This window comes from Pontitalea aquivivens (genome assembly GCF_046507575.1).
Lineage (GTDB): Bacteria > Pseudomonadota > Alphaproteobacteria > Rhodobacterales > Rhodobacteraceae > Pontitalea > Pontitalea aquivivens.
Window position 1 is genome coordinate 1 of sequence record NZ_JBKFEY010000027.1, and the last position, 26,754, is coordinate 26,754.

Annotated in this window: 24 protein-coding genes; 12 read left to right on the forward strand and 12 right to left on the reverse strand. The window is 63.4% G+C overall.

The genetic code is table 11. The features are described from left to right. The 5 genes from ACK8OU_RS17285 to ACK8OU_RS17305 form a co-directional block, all read right to left on the reverse strand. Positions 1–487 (reverse strand): biotin/lipoyl-binding protein (locus ACK8OU_RS17285; protein WP_410304645.1); only part of this gene is annotated, 487 nt, incomplete at its 3' end. Between the two features lie 53 nt (positions 488–540). Beyond that, positions 541–1,431: an LOG family protein gene (locus ACK8OU_RS17290; RefSeq protein ID WP_009573802.1), complete on the reverse strand. Its 891-nt coding sequence runs from the start codon at positions 1,429–1,431 to the stop codon at positions 541–543. Then, positions 1,428–2,843, reverse strand: coding sequence for an MBL fold metallo-hydrolase RNA specificity domain-containing protein (locus ACK8OU_RS17295; RefSeq protein ID WP_410304646.1), 1,416 nt, complete (start codon positions 2,841–2,843; stop codon positions 1,428–1,430). The genes ACK8OU_RS17290 and ACK8OU_RS17295 overlap by 4 nt, the downstream gene beginning before the upstream one ends. Position 2,844: 1 nt before the next feature. Then, on the reverse strand, positions 2,845–3,474 hold the full coding sequence (locus tag ACK8OU_RS17300; RefSeq protein WP_410304647.1) for a TetR/AcrR family transcriptional regulator: 630 nt from the start codon (positions 3,472–3,474) through the stop codon (positions 2,845–2,847). Continuing rightward, a complete protein-coding gene (locus ACK8OU_RS17305; RefSeq protein WP_410304648.1) occupies positions 3,471–3,878 on the reverse strand; it encodes a hypothetical protein in 408 nt (135 codons plus the stop codon). Before ACK8OU_RS17305 ends, ACK8OU_RS17300 begins: the two co-directional genes overlap by 4 nt. Before the next feature lie 173 nt (positions 3,879–4,051). Between ACK8OU_RS17305 and ACK8OU_RS17310 the strand changes: the two genes are divergently transcribed. Genes ACK8OU_RS17310 through arcC form a run of 6 tightly spaced genes read left to right on the forward strand, consistent with a single transcriptional unit; the run spans position 4,052 to position 11,044 of the window. Then, a complete protein-coding gene (locus tag ACK8OU_RS17310) occupies positions 4,052–5,926 on the forward strand; it encodes a PHA/PHB synthase family protein (RefSeq protein WP_410304649.1) in 1,875 nt (624 codons plus the stop codon). A gap of 38 nt (positions 5,927–5,964) precedes the next feature. Further along, positions 5,965–6,381 carry a hypothetical protein gene (locus ACK8OU_RS17315; RefSeq protein ID WP_410304650.1) on the forward strand — a complete coding sequence of 139 codons (417 nt, stop codon included), beginning with the start codon at positions 5,965–5,967 and terminating at the stop codon, positions 6,379–6,381. Between the two features lie 28 nt (positions 6,382–6,409). Next, a complete protein-coding gene (locus tag ACK8OU_RS17320; RefSeq protein WP_410304651.1) occupies positions 6,410–7,858 on the forward strand; it encodes a YfcC family protein in 1,449 nt (482 codons plus the stop codon). 14 nt (positions 7,859–7,872) lie between these two features. After that, a complete protein-coding gene (locus ACK8OU_RS17325; protein ID WP_410304652.1) occupies positions 7,873–9,102 on the forward strand; it encodes an arginine deiminase in 1,230 nt (409 codons plus the stop codon). Between the two features lie 11 nt (positions 9,103–9,113). Then, positions 9,114–10,115 (forward strand): ornithine carbamoyltransferase, encoded by a 1,002-nt coding sequence (gene argF, locus ACK8OU_RS17330; RefSeq protein ID WP_149786809.1) that lies wholly within the window; start codon positions 9,114–9,116, stop codon positions 10,113–10,115. A gap of 2 nt (positions 10,116–10,117) precedes the next feature. Continuing rightward, positions 10,118–11,044 (forward strand): carbamate kinase, encoded by a 927-nt coding sequence (arcC, locus tag ACK8OU_RS17335; RefSeq protein WP_410304653.1) that lies wholly within the window; start codon positions 10,118–10,120, stop codon positions 11,042–11,044. Positions 11,045–11,294: 250 nt separating this feature from the next. On the opposite strand, the gene ACK8OU_RS17340 is transcribed toward arcC, so the two are convergent. The 7 genes from ACK8OU_RS17340 to ACK8OU_RS17370 all read right to left on the reverse strand — a co-directional run bounded on the left by ACK8OU_RS17340 (position 11,295) and on the right by ACK8OU_RS17370 (position 20,519). Continuing rightward, entirely contained in the window at positions 11,295–11,768 is a 474-nt protein-coding gene (locus tag ACK8OU_RS17340) for a hypothetical protein (RefSeq protein WP_410304654.1), read from the reverse strand. After that, positions 11,758–13,386 carry a BCCT family transporter gene (locus tag ACK8OU_RS17345; protein ID WP_410304655.1) on the reverse strand — a complete coding sequence of 543 codons (1,629 nt, stop codon included), beginning with the start codon at positions 13,384–13,386 and terminating at the stop codon, positions 11,758–11,760. Before ACK8OU_RS17345 ends, ACK8OU_RS17340 begins: the two co-directional genes overlap by 11 nt. Beyond that, complete coding sequence (locus ACK8OU_RS17350) at positions 13,383–16,517, reverse strand: efflux RND transporter permease subunit (RefSeq protein ID WP_410304656.1); 3,135 nt, start codon at positions 16,515–16,517, stop codon at positions 13,383–13,385. The genes ACK8OU_RS17345 and ACK8OU_RS17350 overlap by 4 nt, the downstream gene beginning before the upstream one ends. Next, the gene (locus ACK8OU_RS17355) at positions 16,514–17,818 is read right to left on the reverse strand and encodes an efflux RND transporter periplasmic adaptor subunit (RefSeq protein WP_410304657.1); all 1,305 of its coding nucleotides are present in this window, start codon (positions 17,816–17,818) and stop codon (positions 16,514–16,516) included. Before ACK8OU_RS17355 ends, ACK8OU_RS17350 begins: the two co-directional genes overlap by 4 nt. After that, the gene (locus ACK8OU_RS17360; protein ID WP_410304658.1) at positions 17,815–18,432 is read right to left on the reverse strand and encodes a TetR/AcrR family transcriptional regulator; all 618 of its coding nucleotides are present in this window, start codon (positions 18,430–18,432) and stop codon (positions 17,815–17,817) included. The genes ACK8OU_RS17355 and ACK8OU_RS17360 overlap by 4 nt, the downstream gene beginning before the upstream one ends. Before the next feature lie 105 nt (positions 18,433–18,537). Then, entirely contained in the window at positions 18,538–19,863 is a 1,326-nt protein-coding gene (locus tag ACK8OU_RS17365) for an ATP-binding protein (RefSeq protein ID WP_410304659.1), read from the reverse strand. After that, positions 19,860–20,519 (reverse strand): response regulator transcription factor, encoded by a 660-nt coding sequence (locus ACK8OU_RS17370; protein ID WP_149766856.1) that lies wholly within the window; start codon positions 20,517–20,519, stop codon positions 19,860–19,862. The genes ACK8OU_RS17365 and ACK8OU_RS17370 overlap by 4 nt, the downstream gene beginning before the upstream one ends. A gap of 145 nt (positions 20,520–20,664) precedes the next feature. Between ACK8OU_RS17370 and ACK8OU_RS17375 the strand changes: the two genes are divergently transcribed. The 6 genes from ACK8OU_RS17375 (at position 20,665) to ACK8OU_RS17400 (ending at position 26,568) form a co-directional block, all read left to right on the forward strand. Next, positions 20,665–20,982, forward strand: a complete 318-nt coding sequence (locus ACK8OU_RS17375; RefSeq protein WP_410304660.1) for a PepSY domain-containing protein — start codon at positions 20,665–20,667, stop codon at positions 20,980–20,982. Then, the gene (locus ACK8OU_RS17380; RefSeq protein WP_410304661.1) at positions 20,939–22,324 is read left to right on the forward strand and encodes a ferredoxin reductase family protein; all 1,386 of its coding nucleotides are present in this window, start codon (positions 20,939–20,941) and stop codon (positions 22,322–22,324) included. The genes ACK8OU_RS17375 and ACK8OU_RS17380 overlap by 44 nt, the downstream gene beginning before the upstream one ends. A 183-nt stretch (positions 22,325–22,507) precedes the next feature. Continuing rightward, complete coding sequence (locus ACK8OU_RS17385; RefSeq protein ID WP_038147435.1) at positions 22,508–22,864, forward strand: hypothetical protein; 357 nt, start codon at positions 22,508–22,510, stop codon at positions 22,862–22,864. 35 nt (positions 22,865–22,899) lie between these two features. Beyond that, positions 22,900–23,370, forward strand: coding sequence for a DUF2271 domain-containing protein (locus ACK8OU_RS17390; protein WP_007803251.1), 471 nt, complete (start codon positions 22,900–22,902; stop codon positions 23,368–23,370). 11 nt (positions 23,371–23,381) lie between these two features. Continuing rightward, entirely contained in the window at positions 23,382–25,589 is a 2,208-nt protein-coding gene (locus tag ACK8OU_RS17395; protein WP_410304662.1) for a PepSY domain-containing protein, read from the forward strand. Then, positions 25,570–26,568: an FAD:protein FMN transferase gene (locus ACK8OU_RS17400; RefSeq protein WP_410304663.1), complete on the forward strand. Its 999-nt coding sequence runs from the start codon at positions 25,570–25,572 to the stop codon at positions 26,566–26,568. The genes ACK8OU_RS17395 and ACK8OU_RS17400 overlap by 20 nt, the downstream gene beginning before the upstream one ends. The last annotated feature ends 186 nt before the right edge of the window (positions 26,569–26,754 follow it).

A 26,754-nucleotide genomic window follows, 5' to 3' on the forward strand; every position in this document is an offset into this window, starting at 1 on the left:
CCTCGATCTCTTGCAGGTTCGCAACGTCCGCATCGACCACGCGTTCCTTTGCCTGCGCTTCGGCCTGCGCGGCGGCGAGGCTGGCTTCTGCCACCTGAGCTTCGGTCCGGCGGATGTCGTAGTTCGCCTTGGAGATCACGTCACGCCCGCTCAGCGCCTCGGCGCGCGCGAGCTCGGTTTGGGCGAGCGCGAGGCTGGCCTCGGCCTTGGTTACACCCGCCTGTGCCACGGCTACCGCGGCCTCCGCACTGGCCACCGCCGCCTCGGCGCGCGCCTTTTGCGCTTCGAGTTCGGTTGTGTCCATGACCGCAAGGACGTCGCCTGCGGCGACGAGATCGCCCTCCTGCACCGCGATCGTGGCCACCCGCCCGGAAAGACGGGTCGAGACATCGACGAGATCGGCTTCAACCCTGCCGTTGCCCCGCGCGAAGCCCTCGGGCGGCAGGCCGCTCGGTGCCAAGAAGATCGACCAAAGGGCATAGCCCATGAATCCCGCAAGTACAGCGAGAACAAGCGCGATTGAAATCTTGCGTGACATCTTTATCGGTCTCCCTTCATGTCATGTCCTTGGACGATCATCGGCTCGTCAGGAGGGTGACCGCCGTAGAAATCTTTCAGGACCGACACGGCCTGCTCTGCTGTTTCGACGAAGCGGAAGAGGGCGCGATCCTGCGAAGAGATCATTCCCTCATCGACCAGGAAGTCGAAATCGATCGCCCGGTTCCAGAATTCCCGTCCGAACAGGATGATCGGAAGGCTTTGCATCTTTCGGGTTTGCACAAGGGTCAGGACTTCGAACAGTTCATCGAGGGTGCCATAGCCGCCGGGAAAGGCCACGAGTGCCTTGGCCCGCAGCAGGAAGTGCATTTTGCGTATGGCGAAGTAGCGAAAACGGAATGCGAGGTCCGGTGTGATGAACGGGTTTGGCCTCTGTTCGCTCGGCAAGGTGACATTCAAGCCGGCCGAGCGCGCTCCAACATCGAAGGCACCGCGATTCGCAGCCTCCATCACGCCCGGGCCACCGCCTGTGACGATAACGAAATCCCGGCGTCCGACCCGTTGAAATTGGTGCGAGACGAGCTCAGAAAAACACCGCGCTTCCGCATAGTAGCGCGACCAATGTACCCGGCGTTCGGCTGCCAGAAGTTGTCGTTCGGATGCCGGGTCCTCCCGGTGGAGCTGTTGAGCTTCTTCCAACTGCTTTTCTGCGACTTCCGGCGAGACGATACGGGCGCTGCCAAATACCACCACAGTCGAGTGGATATCATGGTGACGCAGCGTGCGTTCTGGCTTGATCAGTTCGAGTTGCAGGCGCACCGGACGCAGATCGTCCTCCGCCAGAAAATCCAAGTCCTCGTGCGCCAATCGATACGCGGGCCCGACGAGGATATGTTCGGTGAGTTCTCTTTCGCTCGTCCGGTCGATGGTCATGGGCTTGGGCCTATTTCGAAACATGCACCCGGTTCAGGAACTGTCACCGTCCAGCCCTTCTCGGTTCGAAGCGCGTGCGCGAATTCCAGTGCCGCTGTCTCCTCGCCGTGCACAATGAAGGTCTGATGCGGTGGCGCTCTGAAACCATCCGCCCAAGCCATGAGCGCCTTCCGGTCCGCATGCGCGGACAGCCCGTTGACCGAGTGAATGGTGGCCCGCACCGGGATGTCGTCTCCAAACAGGCGGACCCGCCGGACGCCATCCACAAGCCGCCGACCCAGCGATCCCTTGGCCTGGAACCCGGTGATCATCACAACGGACTCGGGTCGGGGCAGGTTCTGTCGCAGATGGTGACGGATGCGCCCGGCATCACACATACCGCTGGCCGAGATGATTATCGCCCCTGCGCTGATCTGGTTGAGTGCCTTCGATTCGTCGACACTCGATGTGAACTTGAGATAGGGGAGGTCCGCACCCACCTTGTGCCATCCCGCGAGGTTCTTCGCCTGTTCGTCGAACAACTCCAGATGTCGGCGGGTGATCCTTGTGGCTTCGGTCGCCATCGGCGAGTCCACAAAAATCATCAAGTCGCGAAGTCGTCCTTCGCAGGTGAGCCGATGCAGATGGTAGAGCACCTCTTGCGTGCGACCGACTGCGAAGGCGGGCACGATAATATTTCCGCCGTCGCCGTGGCGGGTGCGTTCGACGATCTCGATCATCTCGTCCAGAGTTGTGCTCAGATCCTCGTGCTCGCGGTTCCCATAGGTCGACTCGATCACCAGAATATCAGCATCGGGAATGGGCGTGGGATCCCGTAGGATTGGCCGCCCGGGCTGCCCCAGATCGCCACTGAACACGATCTTAGTTGTTTCGCCGTCCCCTTCGGATATCCAGACTTCGATGATCGCCGAGCCGAGGATATGGCCGGCATCGCGGAACCGGCAGCGCACATTTTCATTCGGGGTGAGCTTGGTGTCGTAGCGGATCGCGTGAACCTGCCGCAGACAAAGCCTGACATCGTTCATGGTGTAGATTGGCTCTGTCGAAGCGGCTGCACCGCGCTTGGATCTGCGCCAGTGCTTTCGAGCGTCCGATTCCTGAATGTGGGCGCTGTCTGGCAGCATGACACCCAGCAGATCCGCTGTCGCTTCAGTTGTGAAGATCGGCCCGGTGAACCCTGACTTGGTCAGTTTTGGCAGCAGACCGCTGTGGTCGATATGCGCATGTGTCAGAAGAACGAAATCAATTGATTTCGGGTCGAAACCGAAGGGTTTTCGATTGCGGGCAGGCGCTTCCCGCCCGCCTTGAAACATGCCGCAATCGATCAGAAACCGGACTTCGCCGGTTTCGACGAGGAAGCAGGAGCCGGTGACTTCGCGCGCCGCGCCCAAAAAGCTGATCTTCGGCGCCATGTCACTCCTGCTCCTCGGCATCGCCCGCCTTAGAAATGCCGTGTAGATAAATGTCAAAAACACGTGGCGCATCGGCGCGCATTTTATCCATGTCGCCGGCGATCAGGGATTGCATGACGAGGCCCTGAATGGTGCCGATGAACAGCGTGGCCGCCGCCTCGACATCAAGATTGTCGCGCAATTCGCCGCATTCCTTGCCACTCGTAATCATGTCGCGCAGGCGTGCCGCGTATTGTTTCATCATGCTCTGCGCGAGGCGCTTGGCCGGCGTCTGTCGAGCGCCCTGAAGCTCTCCGAACAGCATGCGTGGTGCGCCCGGGTGATCGGCGACAAATGCGATGTGGGCGAGAAACATCGCCTCCATCTTTCGCGTAGGCGAAGTAATGTCTTTGGCCGCGCGATCGATCCGGGCCATCAGGTTCTTGGCCACCCAGTTCATGACCGCTTTCCAAATCGCGTCCTTGTTCGGAAAGTGGCGAAAGATCGCGCCCTGTGTCAGCTTCATGTGCTTGGCAATGGCCGCGGTCGTAATGCTGTCCGGGTTGGAAGAGCCGGCCAGGTCGATGACCGCTTCAACGGTAATGTTGCGGCGCTCTTCCGCCGGGATCTTTTTTGGTTTCGTCTTGCTCAATGAAACGTCTCCGTTTGCCATACATATGCAGCCGTCCATATCATCGCGGCGACCATTGAAATGCCGCCGGCCACAACGAGGATCGGCGGAACACCAAAAAGCACCTCTGCCAGAATGCCCAGAGGCATCAGCAGCCCGAGCAGTGCCAACGCGGATATCCAGCGCCCGGTCCGGGTGTCCGGGGCGCGCGACAGGGCGAGACCGACCGCAATATTGATGAGCGCGAACAGGTTGCCGTGAACATGCGCAAGCCGCGATTCGAAATGCGTACCCACCGCATAGTCAGCGATCCACTGCTCCTTGCCCGGCGCGAAATCGCGCAAGAAGATCAGCACGAACCCGTACAGCATGAAAAGTGCCAGAAACGCGAAGCCCGTCACGACATTCGTTTTGCCCGTCAGCATGGGTTTCCTCCTCGGTCAGTCGCGGCACTTACCTGCCTTGCCGTGCATCATGGCTTGAATAAATATAGTAATCAATTACTATCTTGATTCGAGATTGTCCAGCGGTGCCGGTGCCATTGATCATGGTCTCGAGATCGCCGGCCGGACATCAGGCAATATCGATGGAGCGGCAAATGTCGGACCAGGTGGTAAAACTGCGCGATGCGCAAGGAAAGCAGGGGACAGCACGAGCGGTGCCTGACCGCTCTACACGCGACATGTCAGACGCTAAGGCCGAGCCGGAACGGGATGCGGCGATGACGTCTGACACCGATGATCGTCCGGATACACATGATACCCGTCACGAAGCGTTCGACCATGCGGCACAGGTTTGGCTTTCGCGCTTCACGCATGGGTTGTCGCCCGCTGCCCTCATGAATGCCTGGTTCGATTGGGCGACGCATATGGTCGCTGCTCCGGGAAAACAGTTGGAAATCGCAGAAAAGGCTGGAGAAAAGTTCGGTCGGTACACGCGCTATGCAATGGCATGCACAGGTTCGACCAACGCGGTGGCGCCCTGCATTGATCCACTGCCGCAAGACAACCGGTTTCGCGGCGATGCTTGGAAAATGCCCCCCTTCAATCTGATTCAGCAAGGTTTTCTGCTGCAGCAGCAATGGTGGCACAACCTGGTCACTGATGTACCCGGTGTGACTGTTCAGCACGAGCGCGAATTGCAATTCCTGACGCGCCAGATGCTTGATGTTCTCTCTCCATCCAACTTTCCCGGAACCAACCCCGAGGTTCTGAAAAAGACGCAACAGACCGGCGGTCTGAACCTGATCCGGGGGTTCCAGAACTACATGGAGGACCTGCAGGACCTCATGGCAGGAGAGGCCCCCGATGGCGCCGACTCCTTCCAGCCAGGCCGGGACGTGGCGGTAACGAAAGGCAGCATCGTTTACCGCAATCAGTTGATCGAACTCATCCAGTACGCCCCACTCACGGACAAGGTACGACCTGAGCCGATCCTGATCGTCCCGGCCTGGATCATGAAATACTATATCCTCGACCTCTCGCCGCAAAACTCGTTGGTGCGCTATCTGGTCGAGCTAGGCCACACCGTCTTCATGATTTCGTGGAAGAACCCCGATGCGGGCGACCGTGACATGACTCTGGACGATTATCGTCGGCTGGGTGTAATGGAAGCGCTGGATGCGGTCAGCGCGATCGTCCCGGATCAGAAGGTTCATGCCGTCGGTTATTGCCTCGGCGGTACGCTCCTGTCGATCGCCGCCGCCGCGATGGCGCGCGATGACGACGCGCGGCTGGCCTCGCTGTCGTTGCTGGCCAGTCAGATCGATTTCACCGAACCGGGCGAATTGGCGCTGTTCATCAACGAAAGCCAGCTCGCGTTTCTCGACAGCGTGATGTGGAAGCAGGGCTATCTTGACACCACGCAAATGGCCGGCGCCTTCCAGATGCTGCGCTCGAACGATCTGATCTGGTCGCGGATTGTGCGCGAATACCTGATGGGCGAACGTGCCCAGATGAATGATCTTATGGCCTGGAACGCCGACGCGACACGCATGCCGTATCGAATGCATTCGGAATATCTGCGCAGGCTCTATCTCAACAACGACCTTGCCGAGGGTCGACTCAAGGTCGATGGCCGTCCGGTACATGTTTCGGATATCCGGGTGCCGATCTTTGCCGTGGGCACGATAAAGGATCATGTGGCACCCTGGCGGTCGGCCTTCAAGATCGACATGCTCAGTGACACCGACGTGAGTTTCGCGCTGACCAGCGGCGGGCACAATGCCGGCATCGTCTCGGAGCCGGGCCACCCGCGCCGGACCTTCCGGGTGCGGCACCGCAAGGCCGAGGACTTGCACATGGATCCCGACACGTGGCTGAGCGAGACGCCTGAGCGGGAGGGATCATGGTGGCCGACCTGGTCAGAATGGCTGACTGCCCGCTCGGGCGACATGACTGGCCCGCCCCGGATGGGCCGCAAGGATCATCCGCCGCTCGACGACGCGCCGGGAACATTTGTGTTTCAGAAATAACGCATCAGCGGACGCCGGGAAGAACTGGAGTGAGAAATATGCAAAGCAGACGATGGGATATCCTGATTGCGGCGGTTGTCGTCACGCTTTTCGGCTTGCTGACGGTTTTATCGGGCGGGCGCGCACTTTTCGGTGGCTCGGAGGCACGTGCGGCGGTCGGCGATGCGGTCCTCTTCGTTCTATGGTTCAACTTCCTGGCCGGCTTCGCCTATGTCGCAGCAGGTATCGGGCTCATGTTGCAGACAAACTGGGCGGTCAAGTTATCGATCGCCATCCTCATCGCCACGATCCTGGTGATGATCGCCTTCGGTGTCCACGTTCTGCTCGGCGGCGCCTATGAGATGCGGACGGTATGGGCCATGAGCCTGCGAACCGTCGTCTGGGGCGTCGTTGTCGGCCTCGCGATCCGCGACCCGGATGGGCGCGCTCCAGAACAGCTAGAAGAACGTCACTGAATTAGTTTAACAAGCTAGGGAGGGCAGCATGTCGCAAGACAACGCAAATGGTCAGAGTGGCGCCCCGGAGCTTCAATCTCGGTTTCCGTCGGCCTACACGATCCTGTTCCTTCTGATCGTGCTGGTCGCGGTGCTGACCTGGATCATCCCGGCCGGCCAGTACGACCGGGTGATGAACGAGGAGGTCGGCCGCGAAGTGGCCGTCGCCGGCACCTATCAGCAGGTCGATCCGAACCCGCAGGGCTTCGTCGCGGTGATGCTGGCGCCGATTGCGGGGTTCTACGATCCCGACAGCTATGCGGCGAACGCCATCGACGTTGCGCTTTTCATCCTGTTCCTGGGCGGGTTCCTCGGCGTGGTGAACGCCACCGGCGCGATCGACACCGGGATCAGAACGGCGATGTCCGCGATGAAGGGGCACGAGATCTGGATGATCCCGATCATGATGTGCCTTTTCGCGCTGGGCGGCACGACCTATGGCATGGCCGAGGAAACGCTGGCCTTCTACGCGATCCTGATCCCGGTCATGATCGCCGCGGGCTACGATGCGGTGACGGGGGTCGCGATCATCCTGGTCGGGGCGGGGATCGGCGTGCTCGGCTCGACGATCAATCCCTTCGCCACGGTCATCGCCTCGAACGCGGCGAGCATCCCCTTTACCGAGGGCATGATCCTGCGGCTGGTGATCCTGCTGGGCGGGCTGGCGATCTGCGCGGCCTATGTCATGCGCTATGCGCACCGGGTCAAGGCCGATCCCGCGCGCTCGGTCGTGGCCAAGCAGGCCGAGGCGCACCGGAAGTTCTTTCTGAAGGACGCGGCCGGGGAAAAGACCGAGGCCGCGCTGAGCGGCACGCAGAAGATCGTCCTGGTGATCTTTGCCGTCACCTTCGCGGTGATGATCTGGGGCGTGTCCAGCCAGGGCTGGTGGATGGCGCGGATGGGCGCGCTGTTCTTTGGCGCGGCCATCGTCATCGGGGTGGTGGCGCGGCAGGGCGAAAAGCAGCTGACGGGCAATTTCGTCGACGGCGCGCGCGACCTTCTGGGCGTCGCGCTGGTCGTGGGGCTGGCGCGCGGCATCGTCGTGATCATGGAGCAGGGGCTGATCGCCGACACGATCCTGCACGGCGCCGAACAGTCGCTTGCCGGGCTTGGCGACTTTGCCTTCATCAACCTGATGTTCTGGATCGAGATCGGCATGAGCTTTTTCGTCCCCTCCTCGTCCGGCCTTGCGGTGCTGTCGATGCCGATCCTGGCGCCGCTTGCCGATTTCGCCGGCGTCGGCCGCGACCTGGTGGTCACGGCCTACCAGTCGGCGAACGGGCTGGTGAACCTGATCAACCCGACCTTCGCGGTGGTCATCGGCGGGCTTGCCATCGGGCGGGTGTCCTATGACCGCTGGATCGTCTTCATCTGGCCGCTGATGCTGATCCTGCTGGTGTTCATCTCGGCCGCGCTGAGCGTCGGCGCGCTGTTCTGAAAGGGAGGTCCGACATGACCGGCCACCAACTCGGGGTCCATTCCGAAAGCGGCACGCTGCGGCAGGTGATCATCTGCCGCCCCGGGCTGGCGCATCGGCGCCTGACCCCGGACAATTGCGAGGAGCTGCTGTTCGACGACGTGTTCTGGGTCAAGCAGGCGCAGAAGGATCACGACGCCTTTGCCGAAGCGATGCGCGGCGAGGGTGTCGAGGTGCTGGAAACCGGCGCGATGCTGGCCGAGGTGCTGGACAACCCCGAGGCCCGCAAATGGGTGCTGGATAACCGCATATCGGCCAGCCATGTCGGCGTTGGGATGCAGCGGGAGTTGCGGGACTGGATGGACACCCTGCCGGGGGCGGCGCTGTCGGACTACCTGATCGGCGGGCTGACGGTGGGCGATCTGCCGTTCGAGGCGACAGGCATGTTCGGCAGCTACCTGGGCTATCACGGCTTCATCCTGCCGCCGCTGCCGAATTTCCTGTTCACCCGCGACAACTCGGCCTGGATATATGGCGGCGTCACGCTGAACCCGATGTATTGGCAGGCGCGGCGCCCGGAAACCCTGCTGACCGCGGCGATCTACCGCTTCCACCCGAATTTCGCGGGTAGGGCCGAGGTGATCTGGGGCGATCCGCTGGCCGATCACGGGCTTGCCACGCTGGAAGGCGGCGACCAGATGCCGGTCGGCGACGGGCTGGTGCTGATCGGCATGGGCGAGCGGACCTCGCCGCAGGCAGTGGGGCTGCTGGCGCAGGCGCTGTTCGACCAGAGCCGGGCCGAGCGGGTCATCGCCTGCCAGATGCCCAAGGCGCGGTCGGCCATGCATCTCGATACGGTCTTTACCTTCTGCGGCGGCGATATCGTCACCAGCTTCAAGGAGGTCGCCGACGAGATGACCTGCTATGACCTGCACCCGGGCGAGGGGGACAGGCCGCTCGACATGCGCCACGATCCCCGCCCGATGTTCGATGTCGTGGCCGAGGCGATGGGGTTCAAGCGGCTGAAGGTCGTGGCCACCGGCGGCAGCGACCCGTTCGAACAATCGCGCGAACAGTGGAACGACGGCAATAACGTGCTGGCGCTGCGCCCCGGGCTGGTCATGGGCTATGACCGCAACGACGACACCAACGCCGCCCTGCGCGCCGAGGGCATCGAGGTGATCGAACTGCCCGGCGCCGAACTGGGGCGCGGGCGCGGCGGCAGCCGCTGCATGTCCTGCCCCACGATCCGCGACCCGGTCTGAGGAGGCACCGCATGGCTTACAACCTGAAAAACCGTCATTTCCTGACCCTGCGCGATTTCACGCCGCAGGAAATCGCCTTCCTGCTGAAGCTTTCGGCCGACCTGAAGGCCGCCAAGTATGCCGGCACCGAGGTGCCGATGCTCAGGGGCAGGGAAATCGCGCTGATCTTCGAAAAGGACAGCACCCGCACCCGCGTCGGATTCGAGGTGGCGGCGCACGATCAGGGCGCGACCGTCACCTACCTGGGCCCCTCGGGCAACCACATGGGCCACAAGGAGACCGTCAAGGATACCGCCCGCGTGCTGGGCCGCGTCTATGACGCGATCGAGTATCGCGGCTTCGGGCAGGAGGTGGTGCAGACCCTGGCCGAATGGTCGGGCGTGCCGGTCTATAACGGGCTGACGGACGAATTCCACCCGACCCAGATCCTTGCCGATTTCCTGACCATGCAGGAACATTCCGAAAAACCCCTGCGCGAGATTGCCTATTGCTTCATGGGGGATGCGGGCAACAACATGGGCGACAGCCTGCTGATCGGCGGCGCCAAGATGGGCATGGACGTGCGGCTTTGCGCGCCGGAAAGCCTGTGGCCCGGCGCGGACATCAGCGACGAGGCGCAGGAGATCGCGGCGGAAACCGGCGCGCGGATCACCCTGACGCAGGACGTGGACGAGGCCGTGGAGGGGGCCGATTTCATCTATACCGATGTCTGGGTGTCGATGGGCGAGGGCAAGGAGAAATGGGCCGAACGCATCGAGCTTCTCAAACCCTACCAGGTCACCGCGCAGGTCATGGCAAAGACCGGCAACCCGCGCACGAAGTTCATGCATTGCCTGCCTGCCTTCCACAATGCCGACACCGCCGTCGGCAGGGAGATAAAGGAACAGTTCGGCCTCGACGCGATGGAAGTGACCGAAGAGGTGTTCGAAAGCCCCGCCTCGATCGTCTTCGACCAGGCCGAGAACCGGATGCACACGATCAAGGCGGTGCTTGTCGCCACGCTGGGGGGCTGAGGATGCTGGTCGTGGCAGCACTTGGCGGAAATGCGCTGCTGAAACGGGGCGATCCGCTGACCGCCGAAAACCAGCGCGCCAATGTCCGCCATGCGGCCGATGCGCTGGCCCGCATCGTCCGGGCGGGGCACCGGCTGGTCGTGACCCACGGCAACGGCCCGCAGGTGGGGCTGCTGGCGCTTCAGGGCGCGGCCTACAAGCCCGACGAGGCCTATCCGCTGGACGTGCTGGGGGCCGAGACCGGCGGCATGATCGGCTACATGATCGAGCAGGAGCTGGAGAACGCGCTGGATCACGCGCACCCGGTCGCCACGCTGCTGACGCAGGTCGTCGTGGACGGGCGCGACCCGGCCTTTCGCAAGCCGACGAAGTTCATCGGCCCGGTCTATGACCGCGACGAGGCCGAGGCGCGCGCGCGGGCCGCCGGCTGGACCATCGCGCAGGATGGCGACAAGTGGCGGCGCGTCGTGCCCTCGCCCGCGCCGCAGGAAATCCCCGATATCCGCGTGCTGCGGCTTTTGCTGGACCAGGGGGTGATCATGATCTGCACCGGCGGCGGCGGCATTCCCGTGTTGCGCCGGCCCGATGGCAGTCTGACGGGCATCGAGGCGGTGATCGACAAGGACGCGGCCAGCGCCCTTCTGGCGCGGGAACTGGGGGCCGACGCCCTGCTGCTGCTGACGGATGTCGACGCGGTCTATCGCGGTTTCGGCACCGGGGAAGAGGCGGCGATCGGGGTGCTGACCCCCGACGAGGCCCGCGCGCTGGATTTGCCCGCCGGGTCCATGGGCCCCAAGGTCAGGGCCGCGGCGGATTTCGCCAGCCGGGGCGGGCTGGCCGGGATCGGGCGGCTGGACCAAGCTGTAGCGATTCTGAATCGCCAAACCGGCACCATGATCATGCAAATGCGCGAACAGGTTGTGTGTTAAATCCCAGAAACTGGTGGATTCGGCTAACTATCTCCTGTGGCGTACCGAGATTCTAACTAGAGAAATGAAGCGCGTGCTGTTCGTATGCCCGGGTGGACCTGATACCCAGTCTGACGAAAGCTAATCCGCTTAGCAAAACAACGAAAAGGTTCAGGGCCCATTCCAAGGCAGGGTGCCGATTTGACCGCCCGAACGTCCGGGTGCGGCATCGCGATGGGTTGGGTTGATGACCCAACAAATGGTAAGAACATTATTCTACCGGGATCAACCGCATGCCATTGGACGCGCGATATGTTCCATCCGGTTCGGTTACAAATGTCAGGCACTCATCCGCTTTTCTCGGTCCAGTCTCCAGTTTGACGCAAAGCCGGTCGCCAGAAATCATCCATCGGCCCGTTCCGGTGCCAAGCGGCGAGCGCATCGTGACCGTACCATCGGTGCCATACTGCAACGAAACCGACAGAATGCCCTTCCGCCCCTGGAAGGCGTGACCGATAATCTGATCTTCGATCCCTGCCGCTGACAGCGCTTCCTGAGCATCGCTCCTCATGCAGAGTGCGATCAGAATGGCGGCCGCCAGGAGGCCGGTTTTCAGGTATTGCGGTAACGGGCATCCCCTGTTGGCTGGACGCCGTCCAACTCTGGGTTCGGCCTCAGGGGGCATCCTTGAAGAAAGTCTGTCGGCAAAATGCCCATGAAGTCTGCAATATGCTTCAACCGACATTAGGTTCTCCTTCCTGCTTCGTATCGATGCCTGTCCATGGCTCGGTGGGCAGGCGTGTTTTCTCGGGATGACGTGGAGCTTGGGGTTCGCTTCGCAAAGCTTTCAGGAATCCGATTGCCATGGCCAAAACGACGAGCGAAAATGGCAACCCCGCCATCACGACGGCTGACTGCAGCGTGGTCACGCCGCCGCCTGCCAACAAGACGGCCGTCAAAGCGCCGATACCCACGCCCCAGACGATCCTAGGTGTGACCGGCGGGTCAGATTCTCCGAGCGTAAGAATTGTGGTGATCACGAGAATGCCCGAGTCCGCCGATGTGACGAAAAACGTCGCAATCAGAACTGTCGCGATAATGGCCGCCACGGTCGAAAGACCGGGGCTCGCGATAACATCGATGGTTTCATACAGCGCCAGGGTGACGTCGCGGGTGACTGCGTCGGCTATTCCTCCGAGTCCGTAGAGTTCATTGTGCAATGCTGCGCCACCAAGACCGCCGATCCAGATCAGGCTGAACAAGGTCGGCACCAAGAGCACGGCGAACACGAACTCTCGCAAGGTGCGCCCGCGCGAGATCCGCGCGACAAACATTCCGACGAACGGTGTCCATGAAAGCCACCAGCCCCAGTAGAACACGGTCCAGGACTGTTGCCACCCGGACGTACCGGTCACATTGGTCCAGAAGCTCATCTCAATGAGGTGTTGCCCGTAACTACCGGCGCTCTGAATTATGAAGCGCAGAAGCCAACTCGTCGGTCCGACGATCAGAAAGAACAGAAGCAAGCCGACACCGAGCCACATGTTTCCGATACTGAGCCAGCGCACACCGCGGCGCACTCCGGAAACCACCGAAAAGATCGCCAAGCTCGTTACAAGCAAAATGATCGTCAACTGACGGCCAACAGAAATATCGATGCCGATCAACCAGTGGAGCCCGGCATTCATCTGCGCGGCTCCAAGCCCGAGCGTCGTGGCGATTCCGAAAACCGTACTGACGACGGCGAAGGTATCCACCAGATCCCCGCGCCAGCCGTAGATACGTTCGCCGGTCAACGGATAGAGAGCGGACCGCGTCGTCAGCGGCAGGTTTCCGCGATAGCTGAAATAAGCCAGCATTGCGCCCATCAAGGCGAAGATGGCCCAACCGTGCAGGCCCCAGTGGAACAACGTCAGCCGCGCGGCGTCCACCGCTGCTTCCGCTGTTCCGGGGTTGCCGCTGAACGGATTGCCCTGGAAATGGCTGATGGGTTCGGCGATGCTCCAGAACAGCAGTCCGACACCGGTGCCGGCCGCGAAAAGCATCGCGATCCATGATACCATCCCGAATTCGGGACGCTCGTTATCCTTACCCAGGCGCACGTTTCTGTAACGCCCTAGACCGAGCCATAGAACGATTGCCAGGATGACCGTGACGAGCAGTACATAGTACCATCCGAGCGTGGGCCCGGTTGCGGATCGGACATCGGACAGAGCCTCTGCAACCAGATCCGGGCGCCACGTTCCCAGCATGACCCAAAGCCCGACCAGTCCCGTGGCCGCGGTGGTCGCGCGAGTGTTCAACCCTCGAAACGGTCCTTTTGGAAAGACATGCGGGCGCCGGACCGGCGATGTCTCAATCATGGGGACGTCGCCTCCTTCTCGTCTGACGCAATCGGGTTCTCGTCATTCTTCGCCCGCGCCAGCCCGAGGTCGCCGAGAATGGCGTAGAAGGCTGGCAGGACGATCAGAACAAGGACGGTGGCCGAAAGCAGGCCAAAGACGACCGAGATCACCAGTGGTTTCAGCGTCTGGGCCTGAGTGCTGGTTTCAAGCAGCAGTGGCACAAGCCCCATCATCGTCGTCGAGACCGACATCAGGATCGGGCGAAACCGCGCGCGACTGGCCTGTCCCGCGGCGCGGGCCAGGTCCATGCCCTCCGCGGCGCGCGCCTTGATGACCTGCACCAGCAGGATAGCATTGTTGACCACGATGCCGGCCAGCGACGCGGCGCCGATCAGCGATGGCATCGAGATGTTGTAGCCCATGATCAGGTGCCCCAGCACCACGCCGATGAAGGCCAACGGGATCGACAGCATGACGATCACGGGTTCCACATAGCTGCGGAACTGGAAGGACAAAACCACGTAGATACCGATCAATCCTATGAGGAAACCACGCAGGATCGACGCGACGGTTTCCGCCGAATTGGCGCTCTGCCCGGCAACCTCGAAACCAAGACCCGGGAACTCAGCAGCAAGCCGTGGCAGAAAGCTGTTCGACAATTCGGATACGATCGCGTCGGCATTGCCGATGCGCGTATCGACATCGGCCTGCACCGTCACGGTGCGCTGCCCGTCTACATGGGTAATGGAGGACCAGCCCCGCGCCTCGTCGACCACCGCAACGGTTGAGAGAGGCACTGTGTGGCTGTCCGGTAGGGCGATGGTGAAATCACGCAGATCATCGTGGGAGTCGCGATCTTCCTCAGCCTGCTCAAGCTCGATTTCGTGGGCGATATCGCCTTGCTGCACGGTCGTTATCACCCGACCCAGATAGGCGGCGCCGATCTGATCGGCCACGTCGCGTGCGGTCAGTCCCAACCCGGTCGCACCCTCGGCGAGACGCAACCGGAGTTCCGGCTTGCCGGGGCGCAGGTCAAGGGTGGCATTGAATACTCCGGAATAGGTCTGGACCTCGGCAAGAAGGCTATTGCCGGCCCTGGCCAGTTTCTCCAGATCCGGTGCCGACAGCCGGATCTCGATGGCGATCCCCTGTGGACCGATGCTCGGTTCCATCAGCAAGATCGTCAGGGCACCGGGCACATCTCCGATCTCCTCGCGCCAAAGCGTTACGATCTCATCCAGCGTCACGGTGCGTGTCTCGGCGCCCAGCAGATCGGCGCTGATCGTGGCAACATGCGGGCCGGATTCGCCGGCGGTGGGATTGTAGTTGAAGCGCGTCTGGACGGACTTCACCAGTGCCGCGCCGCCCGGCTGATCGGGCGCAAAGGCGGCATCCACCCGGCCCAATGCGGCGCTCACCCGGTCGGCCACCTCTGCGGTGCGCGCAAACGGCGTGCCCTGCGGCATGAGTATGCGTGCCTCCAGCACGTCGCCGTCAATGGCCGGGATCGCCTCGCGCTTGAGATACCCGCCACCGAGAAGCCCGAAGGTGACGATCAGGGCCGCGATCGTCGCGCCGGTAACGAGGTATCTTCTCCGAATTGCCATGTCCGCCATGGCGCCGATCCGCTTCTCGCGAAACCGTTCGAAACGTGCATCGAATCCCGCGCGAAACCGCGATGGCGGCTTTTCCGCCCCCTTCAATCCGTGGCTCAGGTGATGCGGCAGCACCCAGAAAGCCTCGGCCAAGCTTGCCGCCAGTGCCGCTATCAGCACCATGGGGATCACCTCGAGGATGGCGCCCAGTTCGCCCACCAGGAAGGCCAGCGGGCCGAAGACCGCGATGGTGGTGGCAAAGGACGAGAGCACCCCCGGCATCACCGCCATAGTGCCTTTCACTGCTGCCGCGGTGCGCGAGGCGCCGTCCGCCGCGGCCTCGGCGATGGCGTCGGAAATGACGATCGAATCGTCCATCACGATCCCGATGGCCATCAACAAAGCCACCAGTGTCATCATGTTCAGCGACAGCCCCTGAAGCGCCATCGCGGCGAACGCACCCATGAAGGCCACCGGAAGGCCCATGGCCGCCCAAATCGCGAAGCCGGGGCGGAAGAAGAGGCTCATCACCGCGACGACCAGGATCAGTCCCAAAACACCGTTTTCCACAAGCATCGTCAGCCGGTCGCGCACGATGCTGGTCATGTCCTTGACGACGTCCAACCGCAGCGTGTCGGGTAGGGCCAGACGCTCGGAAGCTACGAGCTTCTCGACGCTGCTGAACACTTCCAGCGCGTCGGCTCCAAGCGCCTTGTCCACTTGCAGGTAGACTGCGCGTTGCCCGTCGAGATAGGCGCGTTCCTCCTCTGGCGAATAGTGCTCGGAGATCGACGCGATCTGTCCGAGGGTAAGCTCGGCGCCGTTCGGCCGGGACAGAACGACAAGGCCGGCGAGGCCGGCCGCGCTGCGCCGCTCATCGGTGAAACGGAGGCTGATCTCACGGTCGGCGGTCTCAAGCGTACCGAGGGGGCGGTCGAGGCTCTGTGCGCCGATTGTTCCTGCAAGTTGCGTGACGGTGAGGCCGTGTTGTTCCAGCACCGCCCGAGGCACTGTTATCCGGAACTGACGCGTTCCGAAGCCGGACATCGTGACCTTCGCCACCCCGGGGAGGATCGACAATTTGTCCTGAAGACCAGCAGCGTAACGTTCCAGATGCGCGGCCGGCAAATCGCCCGCCACGGCAACCGAGGTAACGTTGTCGGTGCGGTGAAGCTCGCGCACGATTGCCGGGTCGGCTTGGTCGGGAAAATCGTCGATCGCCGTCACCTCGGTGCGCAGATCATTCACGAATCTGGCACTGTCGCCCGACGGGGCCATCGTGGCGATGGCTCGCGCAACGCCGCCCTGCGCGGTGCAGGTCAATTCTTCCAGATCCTCGACGCTTTCGACCGCATCCCAGATCCGTCGGCAGATGGCGTCCTCGACCTCTTCGGCCGTGGCGCCGCGATAGACCACGCTGATCTCCGCCTCGACAGGACGGAAATCAGGAAAGGTCTCACGCTTCAGCGTTGGCGCAGCCATCAGACCGGCCGCGAAAATAAGCACGAGTAACAGGTTGGCGGCGGTGGGGTGCCCGGCGAACCAGCGGATCATTCCGAGCCCTCCGCCGGTTCGACGATCATGCCCGGGATCGCCGGCATCAGATCATTGGTGACGACCTCTTCGCCCGCTGCGATGCCACCATCCAGCACCACAATGCCCGACTGCCGCCAGTCTACCGATACCGTGCGCACCTCCAGGCGGCCTTCTTCGTTTCGAAGATAAACGACATTGCCCTCATGGATTGCACCATCGGGCAGAGTGATGCGCGCCGGTTCTTCGGGCCCGGTGAGGATGACCTCGACATACATGTTCGGCACCAGTGGCAGGCGCAGCGGCGGGTTCGCGCCGGCATAGGGATCATCCACCGCGATGACAGCGGGAACCGACCGGGCCTGCGGATCGAGTGCGCTTTCCACCCGCACCAGCCGGCCCGTCCATGTCTGGGATGGGTCGGACACAAGACGCACCTCTGCGGCAATGTATGCGAACCGCTCGGAAAGATCCGAGATCGTCATTGGGCCGTTTCCCGTAGCGCCACTCAGCAGGCGGCGGAACGAGTCCACGGGAATCTGTGCCGTGATCTCCGCCTGGCCGATGTCGTCGGCCGCGACCAGAGACTGACCGGCGCTCACAAACTGGTGGTGCTCGACACGTACCTCACTGATCCGGAGATCGAATGGTGCCGAGATATCAGTCTTATGGAGGTCATGCGTTGCGCGGGCCAGAATGGTTCTCGTCCGCGCAACCTGGGCCTCAAGTCGTGCACGGCGTGAGGGAATCAGCGCGTTGGCATTGCGCAACTCCTCCACACCCCGACGCACCTGTAAGGTGGTGCGTTCCTGGGCGTCGAGCGTAGACTGGGCTGCGACTCCACGCTCGGACAGGTCGCGCACTCGCGCCAGTTCGGCCTCTGTCAGCGTCAGCCGGTCTTCTTCCAGGGCCAGGAGACGGCTGGTGTTTGCCTCGTCAACGCCGAGTTGCGCGGCGTCCGCTTCCAATGCGGCCAGATCGGCCTCGGCCTGCGCAATGGCCAGTTCGTAACCCGTTGGGTCGATCCGGAGAACCTTTGTCCCTTCGCCGATAATATTGCCGGTCTCCAGATCGGGATGACGCCAGACGATCGTTCCGGCAACCTCGGCCACCGCTTCCCAGTTTCGCGCCGCCTGCACATTGCCGTACCCCCGCACGGTGGTCCGCACACGCGTCATCTCAGCGATCACAGTGCGCGCGACGACGCTGCGCTCGGATTGGTCTATCCGCGCCGGAGGTTCCGCCGTTGAGATAAGCCATGCAGCGGCGCCGATGCCGATGGCGACCGGTGGTGCGAGTTTCAATAGGCGTGGAATTTTCACGAACTGTCTCCCCCGGCTTCCAGTCCGGACAGGCGAAGCTGCAGCCTGATCAGCCGGTCACCTTCTGCCACCAGGTCGAAACCGCGTCCGGTCAGCGACCAGCGCAATACGCAATCCTGAACCACTCCGAGTAGTAAGGACTCCATATCGAGTGAATCGATCTGAAGGTGGCGGCCGCATTCCTGCGCCGCTGCGGAGAGTTCTTCCGTGATGCGCAATCGGAGCGCCGTCATGATACGGACATGTATCGGATGGACGACGTCTTCGGCGGCGAGACGTCCGGTTGAAAACAGCAGTGTCGGGATCGCCGGATAATCTTCGATCAGCTTAAGTTGTGCCAACAGAGTCTTGCGGACTCGGACGACTGCCGGGTCGCCTTCCTGACTCGCACGTTCCCAGGAGTGGCGGGCAAGTCGCTCGATTTCCGTCAGAACTGCAATCCAGAGATCATTCTTGGTGGGGAAGTGCCGGAAGAGGCCGGCTTGGGTGATGCCAATATGATCGGCAATCGTCTGAGTGGACAAACCACCTTCACCCAATTCGGACAGCAGACGAAGGGTCATTTCCACGATTTCCTGTTGACGCTCAGCCGCTGGTTTCCTGGCAGTGGTCATCTGGTTGCCCCTAAAGATAGTGATTAATTACTATCTAATATGCTTTAATGCAATAGTGTTTAGGGAAGACACCAAAACCCGGCTCGAAATCGGAGGACCGGGCTCTCAGTTCGGGAGGTGAAACTCCGCCACAAATCCGCCCGTTCGGCCAGGTATCGGAGATCGCAGGTGCAGTTCGCCCTGAGAGCCCTTCGCGATAGCGTCGACGATAGCGAGCCCTAGCCCGCTGCCACCCCCGGACGTGCCGACGCGCTCGAAACGGTCGGTAAGGCGCGCAAGAACTTCCGGCGGCAGGGAAGGACCGTCATTGGCGACGGTAAGAGTGCCGTCTGGGCTCAGCGTCACCTCGACAGATGCGGCCGGATCTCCATGACGTAGCGCGTTCTCGATCAGGTTGCGGCAGAGGATGGCGAAGGCGTCGGGGTCGAGATCCGACATAACCGGGCGTTCGGCCAGCGAGAACACGATCCGGCCCGGGCCATCGGTGCGTCCGATATCTTCCACGATGACGCGCGCGACGGTTCGCATATCGGTGCTTGTTTCGAGCCGAAGCCGGCCACCCTCTGCTCTGGCGAGCTGCAGGAGGCGTTCCGAGAGCCGGGTCAGGCGCTTGAGCGTCGCCTCAATCTCGGCGGCACGCGCTTCGGTGGCCGGCTCCTCCGTCTCCGCCCTCAGCCGCTGCGCCTGAGCGATTGCGCCTGCGAGTGGCGTTCGCAATTCGTGCGCGGCGTTCGCAGCGAAGCTGCGTTCGGCCTCGAAAGCCTCGCGCAACCTGGTCAGAAGGCTGTTCAGGGCTTCGGCCAGCGGACCTATCTCCGTCGGCAGTCCTTCGGCGGGAACCTCCGACAGGTCGCTGGCGCCACGCGCCTCGAGCCGAGCGCGGAACCGGCGCAGGGGATCGAGGCTGAAGCGGACGGCCAGGATGATAGCCGCGAGCGCGACCGGCAGGACGATCAGTAAGGGCAGGCCGAGGCCCATCTGGATTTCCCGCGCGACCGACGCGCGATGCGCCAGCGGCTCGGCCACGGTAATCCGGATCGTACCCTGCAGCGCCGCGTCGCTATAGAGCCTGTGCGTCGCGGTCTGACCGAACCCCGGTCCGTCGTAAGGCGGGAACACGGCGGGGTCGGCGGCGTGCGACTGCAGCAGGATCCGCCCCTCGGCATCGCGGACAAGATAGGTGAAGAACTCGTCGTGTTCCCGGATCGGGGCGAGCCGCTGCCTCACGCCCTGATCTTCCCGCCCGACGATGTCGGTCACGGCCAGCGGCAGGATGCGCTCCGCCGTCTCGCGCAGGGCACTGTCGAAAACCTTGTCCAATTCGCCCCGGACGATCACGGCGGTCACCGTCGCGGCCAGCAGCCACAGCACCGTGAGCATTAGCCCGAGCGACAGGCCAAGCCGCGCCTGGAGGCTGCGCGGCAGCCTCATGGTTTGCCCAGCCGGTAGCCCATGCCGCGCTCGGTCTCGATGACCGCGCTCCCCAGCTTCTTGCGCAGGCGGCTGACATGGACCTCGATGGTGTTGCTCTCCACCTCGGCGGCGAAAGCGTAGAGCTTCTCCTCCAGCTGCGCCTTGGACAGCAGCTGCCCCGGGCGCGCGAGAAAGGCTTCGAACAGCGCCCACTCTCGCGCCGTCAGTTGGACAGGCTTGCCGTCGCGATGGACGCTGCGCGCGGCCAAGTCGATCTGAAGCGGGCCATGGGTGACTAATGGGTTTGGGTTGCCGCTGTAGCGCCGGGCGACCGAGCCGATCCTGGCAGACAATTCGGCAAGGTCGAAGGGTTTCACGAGGTAGTCGTCGGCGCCGGCGTTGAGCCCCTCGATCCGGTCAGAGATCTGATCGAGCGCGGTCAGGATGATGACCGGCGTCACGTCGCCGCGTGCGCGCAAGGCTTTCAGAAACGCGATGCCGCGCCCGTCGGGCAGCATGAGGTCGAGCAGGATCAGGTCGTAGGACGTCGTCCTTGCGGCGTCGCCGGCGGCATCGAGGCGCGTCACCCAGTCCACCGACTGTCCATCGGCCGCGATCTGGTCGCGCACCGCGGCGCCCAGCACCGTGTCGTCTTCGATCAGCAGAATACGCATGTTCGGTCCCGTACTGTTCCGATAACCCTCCATGATCCGCGTGGCTGACACGAAGCTGAAGCGGGTGGGGCACGCCCCTTCAGGCTGCCGTCAGCTTCGCCGCGCACGAACGGTGTTAAGATGGCCTCGTTGAGGAGTTTGGCCCATGAAGAAGACATTGACAATTATCGGCTTTCTCGCGGTCTTCCCGGCCGGCGCGGCGCTGGCTGACGACGACTGCTTCGTTCCGATGGCTGATTGGCAGCCGCGCGACGTGGTTGCCCGTCTTGCCGAGGAAAATGGCTGGGCGGTGCGCCGCATCAAGATCGACGATGGCTGCTACGAAATTGACGGCCGGGATGCCCAAGGGCGTGCGATCGAGGTGACGGTCCACCCGGCGACGTTGGAAGTAATCGAGTTCGAGTTTGAGGACGACGATGATGATCGTCGCGACCGCGATCACGAGAGACGCGACGATGACTGATCCGGCGCATCGTGATGGTAATGTCTCTGCGCCGGGCCTTCCCACACTCCCTCGGCTTTCCCTCAACTCTCCTCTGGCCCTGACGGGCCCGGTGCTGGTGGCGCTGCCATGCCTGCTGGCGGCTCTGCTCGGGTTGAACACCTATGCGCCTTATGGTGCGGACGCAGCATTTGGTATTGCCGTCGGGGCCGCGGCGGTTGTCGCGATGGCGCAGACATTGATCCTCGCCGCACGGCCCCCACTGGTGGAACCATTGTTCGGCGGTCTCGATCGCATGTACCGGGTGCACAAATGGCTCGGCATTTCCGCAATGGTCCTCATGATCCTGCACCAACAGATAGAGCCGGATTTCGAGCGTTTGGTGCGTGAAACCTCCCTAGGGGAACTGGGTGAAGAGGCAGGCGAACTCGCCTTCAACGCGCTTCTCGCCCTGGTTGCTGTCAGCTGGTTCCGGAGATTGCCCTTCATCGGGCTCGAGATTCCCTATCAGCTCTGGCGGTTTAGCCATCGTTTCATGGGAGCTCTTTTTGCTATCGTGGTGTTTCACCAGTTTTTTGTCGATGTGCCTGCTGGGGTGGACCCGACATTCATGTTGGTGCTGAATGCTTTCGGAATCGCCGGAGTTGTCGCCTGGATCTTCACCGAGTTGCTCGCTCCGCATCTACGGCGTAGAGACTTCACTGTCAGCCAGATCAGCCAGACCGGTGACACGACCACCTTGATGCTCACTCCCAAAGGCCGTGCCATGCGGTGGCGGCCCGGGCAATTCGCTTTCGTTCGAGCGCCGGAAGCTGGACTGTCCGAGCCGCACCCTTTCACGATCGCCAGTGCCCCGCGCCCTGATGGCTCCCTGACGTTTTCCATCCGGGCTCTGGGTGGGTGGACACGGAGCCTTCCGGCGACGTTGCGGACCGGAACGCGCGTGCAGGTCGAAGGCCCCTATGGGCGGTTCGATTTTCGCAAGGGCGGTGCGCGCCAGATCTGGCTGGCCGGCGGTATAGGTATCACGCCGTTCCTCGCCTGGGCGGAAAGCCTGACGGAGGCGGAAAGGCGCGACATTCACCTCGTCCACTGTGTTCGAACGCAAGACGAGGCGATCGGGTTGGAGACGCTGCGCGCTGCGGCCGCCCGCAATCCGAGTTTCAGTTTCGAGGTGTTCGTCACGGCGCGCGATGGCAGGCTCACGGCCGAGCGCCTGATCGGCGCGGTCCCTTTCGCGATCCGGCAAGCCGATTTGTGGTTCTGCGGCCCAACCGGTCTGAAGGACGGGATTCTCAAGGGCTTGAAAGCACAAGGCCAAACGCCTCGCCGTGTCCGCTTCGAGCAGTTCGAATTCGCCTGAACGCGGGGCAGGGCGCATAGCCATGCCAGCCCTGTAGCCTGCGCTCGCATCTTTTTGGCCCCGCCATCATCGGCGGGGCCATTTTTTTCCTGACGGCAAGCTGAAGGAGGAATCGCTGGGGCGTCAGGAAGCCCTCAGGTCGACGCGCCAGATTTGTCTCATCAGACGAAAGGAGACCTTGCCATGAAAAAGACCCTGACCCTTCTCGCAGCGACAACGGCGCTGACCGCCGCCATCGGCGTTCCTGCCTGGAGCGCGATGCAGGCCCCGGCCGACAGCATGCTTCGGCCCGTGGCCGCGCTCTTTGACGACGCCTCACAAGACATGCCTCTCATTCTCGCAAGCGACGATGACGACCGCTGGCGGGACGGTTCGCGTCGCGGACACGACAATGACGATGATGATGATGACTGTGACGACGATGATGACGACGACGATTGTCGGGGCGGCGCCCGCAATCCCGCGCCCGCTGGAACGGTCGCTCCTCCTCAGAACGGCCTCTTCGGAAATGGCGCCCCTCCGCAGGTTCAGGTGAACTGAACAGCTCCGAAGCACCCTGAACAAGGATCATTCCCATGAAATCACTTCTCGCAACGCTCGCGCTTACCACGGCGCTGACGCTTCCCGGCCTCGCCATGGCGCGGCCGGTGACGCTGACCACCACCCTCAACAATTATGGCGGTGACGGAGCCTATCTTGCACTTTACGTCACCGACGCCTCGGGCGCCTATGTTGGCAGTCTCTGGATGGCTGGTGGCAAGTCCAAATACTACGAGCATCTGAGCGACTGGTACCGTGCCACGGGCGGCGATACTGCGCAGGTCAACGGCATTACCGGGGCCAGCGTCGGCGCGGGCCGCAGTCTTGAGATCACGCTTGATCTGGCTGATGCGCTGTTCGATGCGGGCTACACGCTCCACATCGACGCGGCCGTCGAGGACATGCGCGACAGTCCGAACGAGGTGGCGGTGCCGCTCACGACCGACGGCGCGGGCACGCCGGTGCGCGGGCGCCGGTACGTTGCCAGCTTCGCCTACGACATGTGAGGATCGGGGCCATGATCCGTGCACTCCATCGCTGGCCGGGTCTTCTGGCCCTCGCGCTCGTCACGATTCTCGCGCTGAGTGGCGCGGCACTGTCGGTCTTCCCTGCGGCCGAACGGCTTGCCGCCCTGCAGCCGGAGACCGGGCTCACGGTCGCCGCCCTCGCGGACCGCATTCGGGCGGTCCATCCGGGCGTGGAGCAGATCCGCCGGTCGCCCTCGGGCCGGATCACTGCCTACTGGTTCGATCAGGGCGCGCCGGGGGCCGCCGTGATCGACCCGGCGACGGGTGAGGGCGTGGCCTCGGCCGACCCGAACCAGGCCGAACGCTGGCTCACCAACCTTCACCGCTCGCTCTTCCTCGGGGACGGCGGCCGCATCGCCATGGCCGCAGGGGCTGCCGCGATGCTGGTCCTCTCGCTCTCCGGCGCGGCGCTGGTGGCGCGCCGGGCGGGCGGCTGGCGGCACTGGTTCGCGCGCTTGCGTGGTCCGCTCGCGGGCAGGCTGCACGTCGAGATCGGCCGGATCGCCGTCGTCGGCCTCGTTCTATCCTCCACGACCGCCCTCTGGATGACGGCGTCGACCTTCGATCTCCTGCCGGATGGCGGCGCCATCCCGGCCATGCCGACCGAGGTCAGTGGAGCGACGGGGTTTGCGCTGGACCGGATGGCCACGCTGCAGCAGACGCCCGTCGCCGAGTTGCGCGAACTGAGCTTTCCCTATCCCGGCGACGCTACGGACGTCTTCACGCTGAAGACCGACCGTGGGACCGGGTATCTCGATCAGGGCACCGGGGCGCTGCTGGCCTGGACTGACCTGACCGGGTGGGAACGCGTTTCGGAAACCATCTACATGCTGCACACCGGACAGGGCGCGGCGACGCTTGGCCTCGTTTTGGGCCTGATGGCGCTCGGCGTCCCGGCCATGGGCGTGACTGGCGTTGTCGTCTGGCTCGCGGGACGGAGGGGGCGGCCGCGCATCCGAGGCAATCAGCCCGCGGGACGTGCCGAGACGATCCTGCTCGTCGGCAGCGAGGGCGGCAGCACCTGGGGATTTGCGGCCACGCTCCACACCGCACTGACGCAAGCCGGGCAGAAGGTACACACAACACCGATGTCGGCCTTCGCGCCAGAACGCTACGCTATGGCCCAGCGGATCATCCTGCTCGCCGCAACCTATGGCGACGGCGCGGCGCCCGCCTCGGCGAAGGGCTTTCTCGACCGGCTGAACGCGTGCGACCGGGCGGCGGACATCCCTCTTGCGGTGCTCGGCTTCGGCGATAGAAGCTTTCCGGCCTATTGCGCCTACGCGGAGTCCGTCGCAACTGCGGCAGAGGCGAAGGGCTGGCCCGAACTGCTGGCTTTCGACACAATCGACCGCCAGTCGCCGCAGGATTTCGCGCGCTGGGGCCGTGCGCTCGGGGATGCGCTGGGCATTGCGCTTGAACTCTCGCATCAGCCGGTGCTGCCCGTGTTCGACAGCCTGACCCTGGTCTCGCGCCGCGACTATGGCGCCGAGGTGCAGGCCCCGACCTGCGTTCTCCGTTTCGCGCTTCCGCGCGTTTCGGTCTGGCAACGGCTGTGCGGGGCCGGTTTCGCGCGGTTCCAGGCGGGCGACCTGATCGGCATTCTGCCCAAGGGGAGCGCCGTTCCGCGGTTCTACTCGCTCGCCTCCGGACGCCGCGACGGCTTCGTCGAGATCGTGGTCAGGAAGCACCCCGGCGGCCTCTGTTCCGGCCAGCTGACGGCGCTGGAGCCTGGCGACACGGTGAGCGCTTTCCTGCACCCCAACCCCGGTTTCCGTCCGGGGCGGGGCCGGGCGCCGCTGATCCTGATCGGCGCGGGGACCGGCATCGGGCCGCTTGCTGGCTTTGTGCGCGGCAACGCGCGCGGCCGGCCAATTCACCTCTTCTTCGGCATGCGCCATCAGGGCAGCGATTTCTTCTACGGCGAGGAGTTCCCCGGATGGCAGGACGAAGGGCGTGTAACCCGGCTGGTCACGGCCGTCTCACGCGGGGCGCGTCCCCACTATGTCCAGGACGCGCTGCGCGGCGATTCCACTCAGGTGGCGGAGCTCATCCGCAATGGCGCGCGCGTGATGGTCTGCGGCGGACGGGACATGGCCGCCGGTGTGGCCGAGGCGCTGGCCGAGATCCTCGCACCAGCCGGGCTGACGCCGGCGGTCCTGAAGGCGGAGGGGCGGTATGTCGAAGATGTCTACTGAGCTGACGAGGCACGCCCTGAACGGGGCGACCATGGGCACGCGCTGGCAGGCCACGTTCTTCGCGGAGCCGGACTTCGACCCGGCCCCGACCCGCGCGGCGTTGCAGGCAGCCGTGGACGAGGTGGACGGACAGATGTCGACCTGGAACCCGGGCAGCGACCTGATGTGGCTCAATGCGGCGCCGGTGGGAGAATGGGTGACGGTGCCCGCGCAACTGGCTGCGGTCCTGCGCCTCGGCCTCGAGATCGGGCGCGCCTCGGGCGGAGCCTTCGATATCGGCATGGGCGACGCGGTGACGGCCTGGGGCTTCGGGCCGGACAAGGCGACATCCGAGGCCATCCGCGCGGCGATGGGGGCATGCCGTCAACCGGCGCATGAGGTGCTGGAAATCGATGGCGCCCGTGTGCGCAAGTCCACGCCGATCGCGCTCGATCTCAACGGTATTGCCAAGGGCTACGGCGTCGACCGGCTGGCCGAAACTCTGCATGACCACGGGATCACCGACGCCCTCGTCGGAATCGACGGCGAGATGCGGGCGATGGGGCTCCGGCCGGATGGCGAGGCCTGGGTGATCGCGATTGAGGCGCCGGATACCGCCCGCAGGACGCCGCATTCGATCCTCGCGCTGCAAGACGCCGCCGTCGCGACCTCGGGCGATTACCGCCACTGGGTCGAGGTGCAGGGACGTCGTCTGTCGCACACCATGGACCCGGCACGCGCCGCGCCGCTGATCGCCTCGCCGGCCTCCGTCACCGTGGTGGCCCGCACCTGTGCCGAGGCCGATGCATGGGCGACCGCGCTCATAGTGCTCGGCCCCGAAGCGGGCGCGGCACTCGCAACAGAACGCGAACTCGACGCCCTGTTTCTCCTACGGGATAAGAAAAGCGGCGTCCAAATGCGCCCAATCGGTGTTCTGTTCAGCAAGACGACACAGGATGCCGCACAAGTTGAGTGGAAGCGAGACCCGAAATATATGTGACCTAATTCGTAGTGAGGCGATGCCCAATCACGCAACTTCGGCTCGTTCGGACCGCCGCGAGCGGAGAGAACTCGAACCTACGCTGCAATCTGTGGAACCTCGTTCTCCACCAATCGCAGAAATCGTTGGTTGCACGCCCCCGCAACCAAAAAAATCCAGGTTATTGCAATGCCTTAACCCCGCAGC